Source organism: Roseovarius halophilus (ex Wu et al. 2025), assembly GCF_047086965.1.
This window is the reverse complement of the sequence record NZ_JBKOTX010000046.1, coordinates 1-13,325: the sequence shown is the minus strand read 5'-3', so window position 1 is coordinate 13,325 and position 13,325 is coordinate 1. Positions and strand designations below refer to the sequence as shown.

General features: G+C 64.8%; 14 protein-coding genes and 1 tRNA gene. 8 read left to right on the top strand and 7 right to left on the bottom strand.

Annotated features, from left to right (window positions below; genetic code table 11):
• Window positions 1-11 precede the first annotated feature (11 nt).
• Window positions 12-962: a 4-hydroxy-3-methylbut-2-enyl diphosphate reductase gene (ispH, locus tag ACH107_RS11525; RefSeq protein WP_412505989.1), complete on the bottom strand. Its 951-nt coding sequence runs from the start codon at window positions 960-962 to the stop codon at window positions 12-14.
• Between the two features lie 166 nt (window positions 963-1,128).
• Window positions 1,129-1,704, bottom strand: a complete 576-nt coding sequence (locus tag ACH107_RS11520) for an NYN domain-containing protein (protein WP_412505988.1) — start codon at window positions 1,702-1,704, stop codon at window positions 1,129-1,131.
• A gap of 69 nt (window positions 1,705-1,773) precedes the next feature.
• On the opposite strand from ACH107_RS11520, the gene folK reads away from it, so the two are divergent.
• From folK to acpS, 7 genes are all read left to right on the top strand, one after another.
• Complete coding sequence (folK, locus tag ACH107_RS11515; RefSeq protein WP_412506016.1) at window positions 1,774-2,421, top strand: 2-amino-4-hydroxy-6-hydroxymethyldihydropteridine diphosphokinase; 648 nt, start codon at window positions 1,774-1,776, stop codon at window positions 2,419-2,421.
• A 73-nt stretch (window positions 2,422-2,494) separates the two neighbouring features.
• On the top strand, window positions 2,495-2,848 hold the full coding sequence (gene rpoZ, locus ACH107_RS11510) for a DNA-directed RNA polymerase subunit omega (protein WP_412505987.1): 354 nt from the start codon (window positions 2,495-2,497) through the stop codon (window positions 2,846-2,848).
• Window positions 2,849-2,876: 28 nt separating this feature from the next.
• Window positions 2,877-5,018 carry a RelA/SpoT family protein gene (locus tag ACH107_RS11505; protein WP_412505986.1) on the top strand — a complete coding sequence of 714 codons (2,142 nt, stop codon included), beginning with the start codon at window positions 2,877-2,879 and terminating at the stop codon, window positions 5,016-5,018.
• 11 nt (window positions 5,019-5,029) lie between these two features.
• Window positions 5,030-5,695, top strand: a complete 666-nt coding sequence (locus ACH107_RS11500; RefSeq protein ID WP_412505985.1) for a DUF2062 domain-containing protein — start codon at window positions 5,030-5,032, stop codon at window positions 5,693-5,695.
• A gap of 37 nt (window positions 5,696-5,732) precedes the next feature.
• Window positions 5,733-6,503 carry a pyridoxine 5'-phosphate synthase gene (locus tag ACH107_RS11495; protein ID WP_412505984.1) on the top strand — a complete coding sequence of 257 codons (771 nt, stop codon included), beginning with the start codon at window positions 5,733-5,735 and terminating at the stop codon, window positions 6,501-6,503.
• Window positions 6,500-6,937 (top strand): ABZJ_00895 family protein, encoded by a 438-nt coding sequence (locus tag ACH107_RS11490; protein ID WP_412505983.1) that lies wholly within the window; start codon window positions 6,500-6,502, stop codon window positions 6,935-6,937. The genes ACH107_RS11495 and ACH107_RS11490 overlap by 4 nt, the downstream gene beginning before the upstream one ends.
• Before the next feature lie 70 nt (window positions 6,938-7,007).
• Window positions 7,008-7,421: a holo-ACP synthase gene (gene acpS, locus ACH107_RS11485; RefSeq protein ID WP_412505982.1), complete on the top strand. Its 414-nt coding sequence runs from the start codon at window positions 7,008-7,010 to the stop codon at window positions 7,419-7,421.
• 223 nt (window positions 7,422-7,644) lie between these two features.
• Here the strand turns inward: acpS and rpsO are convergent, their stop codons facing one another.
• The 4 genes from rpsO to ACH107_RS11465 form a co-directional block, all read right to left on the bottom strand.
• Window positions 7,645-7,914 carry a 30S ribosomal protein S15 gene (gene rpsO, locus ACH107_RS11480; protein WP_412505981.1) on the bottom strand — a complete coding sequence of 90 codons (270 nt, stop codon included), beginning with the start codon at window positions 7,912-7,914 and terminating at the stop codon, window positions 7,645-7,647.
• 629 nt (window positions 7,915-8,543) lie between these two features.
• Complete coding sequence (locus tag ACH107_RS11475; protein ID WP_412505980.1) at window positions 8,544-9,692, bottom strand: calcium-binding protein; 1,149 nt, start codon at window positions 9,690-9,692, stop codon at window positions 8,544-8,546.
• Window positions 9,693-9,768: 76 nt separating this feature from the next.
• Complete coding sequence (locus tag ACH107_RS11470; RefSeq protein ID WP_412505979.1) at window positions 9,769-10,722, bottom strand: NAD(P)-dependent oxidoreductase; 954 nt, start codon at window positions 10,720-10,722, stop codon at window positions 9,769-9,771.
• Window positions 10,723-10,845: 123 nt separating this feature from the next.
• A complete protein-coding gene (locus tag ACH107_RS11465) occupies window positions 10,846-11,871 on the bottom strand; it encodes a LacI family DNA-binding transcriptional regulator (RefSeq protein WP_412505978.1) in 1,026 nt (341 codons plus the stop codon).
• Between the two features lie 132 nt (window positions 11,872-12,003).
• On the opposite strand from ACH107_RS11465, the gene ACH107_RS11460 reads away from it, so the two are divergent.
• Window positions 12,004-12,080 (top strand) — tRNA-Arg (locus ACH107_RS11460).
• Between the two features lie 153 nt (window positions 12,081-12,233).
• Here the strand turns inward: ACH107_RS11460 and ACH107_RS11455 are convergent.
• On the bottom strand, window positions 12,234-13,145 hold the full coding sequence (locus ACH107_RS11455) for a restriction endonuclease (protein ID WP_412505977.1): 912 nt from the start codon (window positions 13,143-13,145) through the stop codon (window positions 12,234-12,236).
• Between the last annotated feature and the right edge of the window lie 180 nt (window positions 13,146-13,325).

Sequence of the window (13,325 nt, the reverse complement as noted above, 5' to 3'; positions counted from 1 at the left end):
GCATCGAAGCCTCAGGCGGGCTCGCGCAAGGCGCGCGGCACCTTGAACTCGACGTTCTCGGTGGCGGTTTCAACGGTCTCGACAGTGACGTCGTAGCGTTCTTTCAGGGCGTCGATCACCTCGTTGACCAGCACTTCGGGCGCCGAGGCGCCGGCGGTGATGCCGATGCTTTCGATCCCTTCCAGTGCGCGCCAGTCGATGTCCGCAGCCCGTTGTACCAATTGCGCATAGTGGCATCCCGCCTTCGCCCCGACCTCGACCAGCCGTTTCGAGTTGGATGAATTCGGCGAGCCCACGACCAGCATCGCGTCGGCCTTGGCGGCCATCGCTTTGACGGCCTCCTGCCTGTTGGTCGTGGCATAGCAGATATCTTCCTTGTGCGGGCCCTTGATCGTCGGGAAGCGCGTCGTCAGCGCACGCACGATGTCGATCGTGTCATCCACCGAAAGCGTCGTCTGCGTGACGAAGGCCAGCTTTTCGGGGTCGCGAACCTCGATGCTGGCAACATCCGCCACGGTCTCGACAAGCAGGACGTCACCGGCGGGCAATTGTCCCATCGTGCCGATCGTTTCCGGGTGGCCGGCATGGCCGATCATGATGATCTGCAGCCCGTCGGCGGCGTGGCGTTCCGCCTCGATATGCACCTTGGATACCAACGGGCAGGTCGCGTCCACGTAGATCATGTCGCGCCGGGCGGCCTCGGCGGGCACGGCCTTCGGCACACCGTGGGCGGAAAATATCACCGGCCGGTCATCGGGGCATTCGTCGAGTTCCTCGACGAACACCGCGCCCTTGGCGCGAAGATCGTCCACCACGTACTTGTTGTGCACGATCTCGTGGCGCACATAGACAGGTGCGCCCCATTTGGACAGGGCCATCTCCACGATCTTGATGGCCCGGTCGACGCCGGCGCAGAACCCGCGCGGCGCGGCGAGGTGCAGTGTGAGCGGCGGTTTCGTCATGCAAGGTCCTTTCCTGTGCACGAGATAACGCCCACGGCCAGGTGAATCCACCCCTGCTGATGCCCAAAGAAGGGACGATCAGCCTGGCGGGGCGATCGACATGCGGTTTTACGTGCCGGTTCCGCCGGACTGTCCCGGCGTCGCACCGCACCGTGATGGTGTCTGGTCAGCTGTCCTGCCGCTCGTAAGCCGTTTCGCGGTTCTGCTGCGCGTCGCGCGGCGGGCGTCCGATCACGTCCTTGAGATCCTCGAGTTCGATGAAATTGTCCGCCTGGCGCCGGAGATCATCCGAGATCATCGGCGGCTGACTGCGGATCGTCGACACGACGGAAATCCGTACGCCTTGCCGCTGCAGGCTTTCGACAAGCGGGCGGAAGTCACCATCGCCCGAGAACAGGACTATGTGATCGATCCGCGGGGCCAGCTCCATCGCGTCCACGGCCAGCTCGATATCCATGTTGCCCTTGACCTTGCGGCGGCCCTGGCTGTCGGTGTATTCCTTTGCCGGTTTCGTGACCATCGTGAAGCCGTTGTAGTTCAGCCAGTCCACCAGTGGTCGGATCGGGGAATATTCCTCGTTCTCGAGAAGAGCCGTGTAGTAGAACGCACGCAACAATTTTCCGCGGCGCATGAATTCCGCCCTCAGGAGCTTGTAGTCGATGTCGAACCCGAGCGACTTGGCGGCCGCGTAAAGGTTAGACCCATCGATGAACAGCGCCAGCCGTTCGTCTTTGTAAAACATGAAAAGTTCCTTCCGAATTATATTGCCCCGGCCGGGATGTTCGTTCAGTGAGTGGCTGCTCGGCAAAAGATGCCGGGGCTGGCTAATGAAATTAGGTGTTTCACAAAATTGCGCAAGACCAATCAACTAAGCCTAAAGTATAGGGTTCCCGGTGCCGGCGATCACGTGTTCTTGATTGCCCTCGGTGCCAATCTGCCATCAACGGCAGGGGGGCCGGCTGTCACGTTGTCGGCCGCTCTCGACCGTTTGCGGGACGCGGGGGCCGAGGCGGAAGCGGTGAGCCGTTTTTACAAGACGCCCTGCTTCCCGCCCGGTGCGGGCCCCGATTACGTGAATGCCGCGGCGCAGTTGCGCTTCGAGGGCGGGGCCGAGGAGATGCTGGCGCTGCTGCACAGCGTCGAGGCGTCATTCGGCCGCGAGAGAGTGCAAAGATGGGGCCGGCGGACCCTTGATCTGGACCTGATCGCGGCCGGTCAGGCTGTCATGCCGGATGCCGACGTGCAGGGGCGGTGGCGCGCGCTGTCGCCCGAACGGCAAAGCATCGACGCGCCTGACCGGCTGATCCTGCCGCATCCGAGGATGCAGGAGCGTGCTTTCGTGCTGGTGCCGCTGGCAGATGTCGCGCCGGATTGGACGCACCCTGTCACGGGGCTCTCGGTGACACAGATGGTTGACAGCCTTGATGCGGCCGATGTTGGCGCCGTGCTTCCGTTTTGATTCCGCGCTTGTAAACCGGCGCGCAAGGTTTTATCCTCACAAGCTCAGTAATCACTACCTGCCCGGAGGTCCAATGGCTCGCGTTACTACAGAAGATTGCGTTGACAAGGTCCCGAACCGTTTCGACCTGGTTCTGCTTGCAGCGCATCGTGCGCGCGAGATTTCGGCGGGATCGCCGTTGACCGTGGATCGCGACAACGACAAGAATCCTGTCGTAGCCCTGCGTGAGATAGCGGAGGAAACGCAATCGGCCGACGAATTGCAGGAACGTCTGATCGAATCGAACCAGAGCCAGATCGAGGTCGATGAGCCCGAAGACGATTCCATGTCGCTCCTCATGGGGGGCGAGGCCGACAAGCCGGCCGAGGACGACATGTCCGAGGAAAAACTCTTGCGCGCGCTGATGGAGGCGCAGGGCCAGGGCTGAGAACCGACCGCGCAGGGACACGGCCCGCATGATCGCATTTGAAGACCTGTATGCGCTTGTCCGTGCTTACAACCCGAAATCCGACAAGGAACTGATCCGCGCGGCCTACGACTACGGCCGCCGGATGCACCACGACCAGTTTCGCCATTCCGGGGAACCGTATTTCAGCCACCCGGTGGCCGTGGCGGCCATTCTGGCCGAACAAAGGCTGGATGACTCCACCATCATCACCGCGCTTCTTCATGACACGATCGAGGACACGCGTGCCTCCTACGCCGACGTGACCGAGCGCTTCGGCGCGGAGGTTGCGGACCTGGTGGACGGTGTCACCAAGCTGACCAACTTGCAGCTTTCAAGCACGGAAACGCAGCAAGCCGAGAATTTCCGCAAGCTTTTCATGGCGATGTCCAAGGACATGCGCGTGATCCTCGTCAAGCTGGCCGACCGTCTGCACAACATGCGCACCATCAAGGCGATGCGGCCCGAGAAGCAGATGAAGAAGGCGCGCGAAACCATGGACATCTTCGCGCCGCTCGCTGGCCGGATGGGGATGCAATGGATGCGCGAGGAGCTGGAGGATCTGGCCTTTCGCGTGATCAACCCCGAGGCGCGGGCCTCGATCATGCGCCGTTTCATCACCCTGCAGAAAGAATCCGGCGACGTCATCGAGCGCATCACCAAGGACATGCGTCACGAGCTGGACAAGGCCGGGATCGAGGCAGACGTGCTTGGCCGGGCGAAAAAGCCGTATTCGATCTGGCGCAAGATGCGTGAAAAGGAGATGGGGTTCTCGCGGTTGTCCGATATCTACGGTTTCCGTGTCATCACGCGAAGCGAGGATGAGTGCTATGCCGTGCTGGGGGCGATCCACCAGCGGTGGCGCGCCGTGCCCGGCCGTTTCAAGGACTATATCAGCCAGCCGAAGTCGAACGGATACCGGTCGATTCACACCACGGTTTCGGGGCGTGACGGCAAGCGGGTGGAGGTCCAGATACGCACGCGGCAGATGCACGACGTGGCCGAAGCCGGCGTTGCGGCCCACTGGTCCTACCGCGACGGGGTGCGCGCCGAGAACCCCTTTGCCGTGGACCCGGCCAAGTGGATCTCGAGCCTGACCGAGCAATTCGACGCCGAGGAGGATCACGCCGAGTTCCTAGAGGCGGTGAAACTGGAGATGTACGCCGACAAGGTGTTCTGTTTCACGCCCAAGGGTGACGTGGTCAAGCTGCCCCGAGGGGCGACGCCGATCGATTTCGGCTATGCCATCCATACCCGTATCGGGCACGCCTGCGTGGGCGCCAAGGTGGACGGGATGCGGGTGCCGCTTTGGACCCGGATCAAGAACGGTCAGTCGGTGGAAGTGATCACGGCGGACGGCCAGACGCCGCAAGCGACGTGGCTGGATATCGCGACGACGGGCAAGGCGCGTTCGGCGATCCGCCGGGCGCTGCGGGAGCTTGATCGTGACCGATATATCAAGCTGGGACGCGAACTGGCGCGATCGGCTTTCGAGCATGTGGGCAAGAAGGCGACGGACAAGGCGCTGGAGGCCGCGGCGCGGACCTTGCGGCTGAAAAAGGTCGACGAAGTGCTGGCGCGCCTCGGCAGTGCCGAATTGACGGGTCAGGAGGTGCTGAACGCCGTGTACCCTGACCTCGCCCCCGAGGAAGGGGAGGAAGTGGGCCGCGAGCGCGCGGTCATCGGGCTCTCGGCGGACCAGAGATTCGAGCGCGCGCGCTGTTGCCAGCCCCTGCCGGGCGAACGGATCGTGGGAATTGCGTATCGGGGTCGCGGCGTGGTCGTCCACGCGATCGACTGCGAGGCGCTGGCTGCATATGATGACCAGCCGCAGCGCTGGCTCGACCTGCACTGGCACGCCGGGGCACATCCGCCGGTCTACGATGTCACTCTGGACGTGACGATCGGCAACGATGCCGGGGTGATGGGACGTATTTGCACGTTGATCGGAGAGCAAAAGGCCAATATCTCTGACCTGACTTTCGTGGACCGGAAGCCGGATTTCTACCGGTTGCTGGTTGACGTCGACTTGCGCGACGCCGAGCACTTGCATGGAGTGATCTCCGCTCTGGATGCGGAACGCGATGTTGCCGCCGTCGAGCGTTTCCGCGATCCGTCAAGGTCCGGTGGAGGACCGGCAAACGATAGCTAGGAGCCCCGCTGGTGGTCTTCAAACGCCGAGACAAGCGCCCCTTGTGGAAAGTGGTGGCGGATTTCTTCTGGCCGAAGGGCGGCTGGACGCGGGGGTTCCACTACGTCAAACATCGGCTTCGCCGCTTGCCAGATCCGCCGCATCGTATCGCACGCGGTATTTTCGCGGGTATTTTCGTCACGTTCTCACCGTTCTTCGGGTTGCATTTCTTCCTCGCGGTTTTCCTTGCCTGGGTATTGCGCGGCAATATCGTGGCGGCGCTGTTGTCGACATTCGTCGGCAATCCGCTGACTTTCGTTCCGATCGCGGCCATTTCCCTGCAGACGGGATATTTCCTTCTGGGCATGGGGTACGGCGTCGGCACGACGGAAGTCGAGCATTCGCTGGGCAGTGCCTTCGTCGGGGCCGGCCGTGATCTCAAGCATAACATAATTGCCATTTTCACCGATGCGCGCGCCGACTGGAGCGAACTTCACATCTTCTACGAAGAAGTGTTCCTGCCCTACATGGTGGGCGGGCTGATCCCGGGCGTGATTGCAGGGCTGCTCGGCTATTACATCAGCCTGCCGCTGATCCAGGCCTACCAGAACCGGCGCAAGGGGCTTCTCAAGGCGAAATGGGCCGCGCTCAAGGAAAAAGCGGCGGCGAAGGCTGACGGCCGGAAGAATGAGGAATAGGCTCCGGCCCGAGTCGTTTGTCAAAGGAGGGGCGGGCATGGCCGGCCAGACGAAATTGCGCCTCGGCGTGAATATCGACCACGTGGCGACCCTGCGCAACGCGCGGGGCGGCACGCATCCCGAGCCGCGCCGCGCGGCGAAACTGGCCGAGGCCGCCGGCGCCGACGGGATCACGGCGCATCTGCGCGAGGATCGGCGCCACATCCGCGACGCGGACATTGACGCCTTGATGGACGCTCTGAACGTGCCGCTGAATTTCGAGATGGCCGCGACCGACGAGATGCAGACGATTGCCCTGCGCCACCGGCCACATGCCGTATGCCTCGTGCCCGAGAAGCGCGAGGAGCGCACGACCGAGGGCGGGCTGGACGCGGTACGCGACGAGGAACGCCTGGCGCAGTACATCGCGCCGTTGCGGAAGGCCGGATGCCGCGTGTCGCTCTTCATCGCGGCTGACAGGCATCAGATCGAGGCCGCGCATCGGATCGGGGCGGAGGTGATCGAATTGCACACCGGCGCCTATTGCGATGCCCATGCCGAGGGCGATCTGGATGCCCGCGACCGCGAGCTGGGCGCCCTGCGCGAAATGGCCGGTCATGCCGGCTCGCTGGGGCTGGAGGTTCATGCCGGGCACGGGCTGACCTTCGACACCGTGCAGCCGATTGCGGCCTTCCCCGAAGTGGTGGAACTGAATATCGGGCATTTCCTGATCGGCGAAGCGGTTTTCGATGGGCTCCCCGCGGTGATCGGCGAGATGCGCCGCCTGATGGACGAGGCACGCGCGCCGGGATTCCGGGACGCGACATGATCTTCGCGCGGTATGCCATCGTTTTTGTCGCCGTCGCGATCGGGGTCGGGCTGGTGGTGTCGTGGCTCAACGCCTCGACCGACACTGCGCTCGGGTCCTCGGCGCAGTTGATGGTGCCGGCGATGGTCGCCGCGGTGATCGAGGGGCAGCAACATGCCCGTACCCACAAGACCCGGCCCGGGCCCGCGGCCGCATGGCGGTTCACGTGGACGGCCACTGGCGTGGCCGTGCTGCTGAACCTCGCGCTGGCCTATCTTGCCGGGGGGCTGTTGCCGGAATTTGCCAAGCTGGCCATCGCGCCGGTATTATCGCGTCAATTCATGATCTTGCTGGCGCTCTACGCGGGGGGGTACCTGATCTGCAACCGCCTGTTCCTCGGTATCGGCGCGGGTAACCAGCTCAGCCTGATGCGCAGCCGCGGAGAGATAGAGTGACCCTGACGGAGACGGTTCTGACCCTTGCGACATGGGCCGTTGCGGCGGACCTGCCGAGGCTCGGGCCGGAATGATACTGGGTATCGGCACCGACCTGGCCAATATCGACCGGATCGCCGGCACGCTGGAGCGGTTCGGTGACCGTTTCCGCAATCGCGTCTTCACCGAGACCGAACAGCGCAAGGCCGAACGCCGCCGGGACGTTACCGGCACCTATGCCAAGCGATGGGCGGCCAAGGAGGCCTGTTCGAAGGCGTTGGGGACCGGGCTGCGTATGGGGATCGCGTGGAAGGACATGGCGGTGTCGAACGTCCATACCGGGCAGCCCGTCATGCACGTCACCGGCTGGGCGGCGGACCGGCTGGCAGAGATGACGCCCCCGGGGTACGCGGCGATCATCCATGTCACCCTGACGGACGATCACCCGTGGGCGCAGGCGTTTGTCGTGATCGAGGCGCGGCCCATCGGGGCGAATCAGGATTAATACGCGAAAATGACGCGATTTTCCGGTACGGTACCGCGTGCTTGGCGCGTCGGTATCGCGGCGGTGCGGGGCGGGCGGGCCGCGCGGGTGAACCGACCGCCCGGTACCTGAGCGGCGCCGTGACGAAAAAACGGCCAGACGCGGCCCTGTCGGCGAACGCAAAACGCCCGCGCCGGAGGGCGCGGGCGTTGCGGTCAAACAGGCGGGATGGCCCGCCGGATGGTCAGCGGCGGATGCCGAGGCGCTTGATGAGATCGCGGTAGCGGTCAACATCCTTGCCCTTGAGGTAGTCCAGCAGCTTGCGGCGCTGCGCCACCAATTTCAGCAGGCCACGGCGGCCGTGATTGTCTTTCTTGTGGGTCTTGAAATGCTCGGTCAGCGTGGAAATGCGCGAGGTCAGGATCGCGATCTGCACCTCGGGCGAGCCGGTATCGCCTTCCTTGGTGGCGAATTCCTTGATGACGCGTTCTTTTTCTTCGACAGTGATCGACATCGGGGTCTCCTTTGCGGGTCAGTGTTCAAGGGCGCAAGCCGGGATGTCGTCCAGCAAGGTCCTTTTGGAGAGTGCGCCGGGGCCACGCCCCGGACCCCGCGCACTTAGGCGAATTCGGCGGGTTTGAAAAGGGCGAATTCAGGGCGAGGCCATTCGCGTTCCGTGGTCCGGCTTGGGGCGCCCAAGGCCCGGCGCGCAAGATTGGCCTTCAGACCGCCGCCCGAGCATATAGCACGAATTTTCATATATGATGAGACACGCGGCAAATGCCTGTTCCGAGTCCCTGTTGGGCCTTAATGGCTCAAGCCGCGCCTCGACGGGCCGCGGCGCGGCGATCCACCCTCTGAGTTGTTGCACTTTATCCCGGAACTGGCGCGTAACTTCTGATCTATGTGCCAAGACCAACCCAATCGCCGTGCCGGGGGGCGGCCCGGCGATGCGCGGCGGCGCTACGCGCCTCGATTCCGCGCGGGGGAGTGTCCGTTCCGTCCCGCACCCCGGACCTGCAGAATTGAGCCGCTCCAAAAATTCTTCGGGAGCTTCCTTTCTGGCAGGCCCTGCTGTACAAGCTGGTCGGGTTCAGCGCTGCGTCATTCACGGCAAAGGGCCGGGCCCCGGCGCAGGCGGTCTCAGCGCGCGCGCAGACCGTCGAGATCGCTTTGGGCGACCAGCGCGATCCGGTCGAGCGTCAGCCCGGCGGCATCGCTGACCGCGGCAATCCGGACATCGTTGAGCAGCACGTGACGGCGGGTTTCCTCTTCCTCGTCCTCTTCCAGCGTGACCCGCGGGTCGGGATCGACCGTGTCGTCATAGACGATCATCAGGCGATCCTCCTCGGCGGAGAAGCCGGCGATCTCGGCCTGATGATCCTGCGAGAGCCAGTCGCCGAGGGCGACACGGTCGGCGCCGCTGCCGGTGTCGACGTGATCGCCCGCCCCGGCCCGGATCAGGTCGTCCCCGGGGCCGCCATTGAGGAAATCGCGCATGTCCTGATCGGGCCCGGGGGCGGTGCCCGGCGTGTCGTAGGTGCCATCGAGCGTATCGTCGCCATACCCGCCGAACAGCAAGTCCTGACCGCTGCCGCCGTCCAGACTGTCATCGCCCAGCCCGCCCTGAAGGGTGTCGTCGCCCGATCCGCCGCGCAGCGTGTCGTCCCCCGCGCCGCCGACGGCGGACTCCGCGCCAGGCCCGCCGTCGAGCGTGTCGTCGCCGTCATGCCCGAAAAGCGTGTCGTGCCCCTGACCGCCGGTCATGTGGTCGGCGCCGTCCTCGCCATGCAGGGTGTCGTCATCCGGGCCCCCGTCGAGCGTGTCTGCGCCCGGGCCGCCGCGCAGTTCATCGTCGCCGGCGTCACCCTCCGCCCGATCGGCGCCGCCGTAGGTGGTGATCCAGTCGTCGCCGGGGCCGCCGGTCAGGGTGTCATCGGTGTCAACGCCGGTCACGGCCATGTCCGCCGCACCCGGCTGTGGCCGGGGCCCGTCGTCTTCGGCCGCGGTGCGCGTGTCGGCGGGCATGTCGGCGTTTTCGGTGGCGTCGTCTGGCGCCGCCGCCGGGGCGGACGCGGCCATCGGGCTGGCCGTGGCGGCGTCGAGAAATGCGGGCAGGCCGGTGCGCGGGGTCTGCTGTTCGGCGCCTTCCGCGTCGTCCTCGGGCGTGGTCGGCCGGTCATCGTCGTTGGCGGGGTCCGGGCCGGATTCCGGGTCGGCACCAGTGCCGATCCCGACCAGTGCCGATGCCCCGACGGCCACCATCCCCAAAAGACCCGCAAACATCATCATCGTCACGATCCACAACCAACCGGCGTGAATTGAGCCTCAATCGGCGGGCCACTTCAAGGAAATCCGGGTGAAATGGTTAACGCTCGGCCCGTGGCGGCGTCACCTCGTAGCCCGGTTCCTCGGGTTCGTCGTCGGTCATTTCGGCGGGGAAGCCGGGGGCGCGGATGTCGAGGTCCGTCGCCTCTTCGAGCCGCCGGATGATGTTGGGCGACAATTCGCGGTCGCCGAAACGGGCGATGCCGTCATCGAGGATCTGCCTCATGAGCGGATTGAGTTCCAGCGACACGCCGGCACGGTCCGCGACCTGCTGGAAAAGGCCGATATCCTTCTTCACGAGGTCCATCGTGAAGGAGATGTCGCGCGACCCGTTGAGGATGACCTGGCTTTCGGTCTCGTGCACGAAGGACGTGCCGGAACTGATGCGGATCGCCTCGTAGGCGGTGGCGAGGTCCATGTCCGCGCCCTTGGCCGTGACCAGCGCCTCGCACACGCTGAGCAGGTTGGCGGTGGCAAGGTAGTTCGTGATGACCTTGAGGACCGACGCGCTGCCCAGATCCCCGGTATGCAGCACGCGCCGGCCCATCGTGGTGAGCAGCGGCAGGATGCGGTCGAAAGTGGCCCGGTCGCAGCCCGCGAAGATCGAGATGTTGGCGGTATCCGCGCGGTGACACCCGCCCGAGACGGGGCAGTCGACGGCCGCGCCGCCGCGCTCGGCCACGAGCCCGCCAAGGCGCTTGATCTCGTCGGCGTCGGTGGTGGACATCTCCAGCCATGTCTTGCCGCCCGTGACCTCGGGCAGCATGTCGCGCATCACCGCGTCCGAGGCGGCGGGGGAGGGCAGGCAGGTGATGACCGCGTCGCTTTCGCGCATCAGGCGGGCGGGGCTGTCCGCCGCGCGCGCGCCGCGGGCCACGAAATCCGCCACCAGCGTGTCGTCCAGATCGTGGACCGTCAGGTCGTGGCCGTTGCGCAGCAGGCTGCCCGCGAGTTTTCCCCCGACATTGCCGAGGCCGACGAAGCCTATTTTCATGGATGCTCTCCCTGTGTTTTCCGGGTGTGGCTTGTTTGCGTGGTGCGCGTCGGGGCCATGCCCTGCGGTTGCCGGCCGGTTGCGGCATGGCTTGCCCCGGGTGACGGCGGGCGGTTCGCGGGATCAGTTGCGGTCCAGCGTGTCGCCGAGGGCCAGCGTGGGTTCCAGCACCACGCGTTCCGGGTCGGGCAGGGTGTGGCTGCTGGCGCCCGCGGCGATGAGACGGGCGGCACGGCGCCCGATCTCGAGGCGGCAGGCATCCATCGTGGCCAGCCTGCGCGGCAGGCCCTGCAGCAGGTTCACCCCGTTGAACCCCGCCAGCCCGATGCGGCCGGGGACGTCGACCCCCTGTTCCAGCAGCCAGAGCAGGCCGCCCGCGCCGATAAGGTCATTGGAATAGTAGAGGAAATCAAGATCGGGGGAGCGCGCGAGGATCGTTTCGGTCATTTCCCGCCCCTTCACCAGCGCGGAGCCGTCGGTATAGAACTCCTGATCGGCGACCTCGATACCGGCCTTGGCCAGCACCTCGGTGAAGCCCTCGAACCGCTTGCGCGCCCGGTGATCGAGCGGCATCCGCGTACCGAGGAACCCGATACGCCTGTAGCCCTGCCGCAGGATGGTTTCGGCCATGCGCCGGCCGGCGCCGCGGTGCGAGATGCCCACCACGGAATGGACGGGCGTGCCGTCAACGTCCATGATCTCGACCACCGGAATGCCGCTGGCGCGCAGCATGGCGCGCGACGCCTCGGAATGTTCCAGCCCGGCGATGATCACGCCGGAGGGGCGCCACGACAGCATCTCGTAGAGGACCTGTTCCTCCTTCTCGGGGCGGTAGCCGGTCAGCCCCACGACCGGCTGCAGCTCGGTCTCCTCCAGCACTTCGGTGATGCCGGTCATGACCTCGGGGAATACCATGTTGGACATGGAGGGGATGATCACGGCCACGAGGTTGACGCGCTGGCTTGCCAGGGCACCGGCGATCTTGTTGGGGACGTAGCCCAGGCGCTTGGCCGAGTCGAGCACGCGCTTGCGCGTGGCCTCGGACACGTCGCCCTTGTTGCGAAGCACGCGGCTGACGGTCATTTCGGACACGCCCGACGCCTCGGAGACATCGCGCAGGGTCAGCGGGCGCTTTTCGTGGTCTGTCACTGGATCTTCCCGATACTTGTTTGCAAATTGGTACCGCAAACAGGCGCGCCTGATCAAGCGGCAAGCGCGACGGCACGACACGCGAATCCGGCGGTGACAAACGGCGCCGGGCAGGGTAAGGAAGGCGTGCGCGGTCCCGTGGCTCAACCGGATAGAGCAGCCCCCTCCTAAGGGGCAGGTTGCAGGTTCGAATCCTGCCGGGATCGCCAATAGACAAACCAGTGAAAACAAGGGCTCGAGTTGCCCTGTGCCCTGTGCCCTGTTGCAAGGGTTGCGGACCGGGCCCGATAGGCCGTCTCTGCCAATCAACAGGGGGACGTTTCAGCGCCGGTGGGCCGCGCCCGCCGACTCGGGGTGCCGCTTCAGACGGTCTTGAACCAGTCCGGGTCGATGGAAACCTCTTCGACCATCTCGGTCCGCACACCTAAGCCTCGTTCCTTGAGCAGGTCACAGAGCCGGGGGCCGTCGATCACGTCGATGGCAGTGGCGCCATCCCGCGTTGCTTCTTCGGAGGCTTGGGCGGTGAAGCGGCCTGTGGTGATAAACAGCCCCTTGTCAGCCCGCCCCTGCATCGCGCCGCGAAAGTCACGGATTTCCTTGGAGCCGACGCTACCCTGCCACTTCTTGCACTGGAAATAGACCTGAAACGACACGAGGTTGACGCGCAACACACCGACCCCGTCGATACCGCCGTCGCCAGCCTTGCCACGAACCTCTACTTTCGTGAAACCGGCCTCGCGCAAGAGGCGCTGTGCCAGACGTTCGAAACCATCAGACGACATAGCGCCCAGCGCAGACAGCAGTTCTGACCGCCAATCCTCTTCCATCTCGGGCTCAGGCGCGAAGTCCGGTGCAGACTTTTCATCGGTCGGCGTTGGCGTATCACTCTTGGCCGCAAGCCGTTTTTGCCGGGCGCGCTCGCGCTCCTCACGCTGGACCTGCTCGTAAATGTCCCTTGCTTGCTCGTCTGTGGTAAGCGATTGGCCCTTTTCAGTCAGCGCCCAAACACCGCGCTTCGAGTTCTCCAAGGCACCGCCGCGCTTCAGGAACGTGCGTGCCCATGCCAGATAGTAATTCACACGCGGCTTGTTTTCGTCATTGCGCATCATGAAAGACTGCTCTTCCTCGGTCAGCCCTTCTTGCTCAATGACTTTTTCGTCCAACTCTTCAATGCTGGCTGAGCCTCCGATGGCCCGCAACGCATCGGCGACGGCCAACATCATTCCGGCTAGATCCGGGAAGCTGTCGGCATCGATCTTGAACCTGCGTTCCATGCTGCTCCCTTTTGCCGCGCAAACTGCTTGCGACTATGGACCGAGGGGGTGGAACGCGCAATCCGGGGCGCCTGCGCCTGCTCACGCAGCGTCGTAGCGCGTGAAGACCTCTGTCGAGCCGTCCGGCAGGAGGAGATGGACGTCGTAGGCGTCGCGCCGGTTTTCGGGGCCCATGCCGGG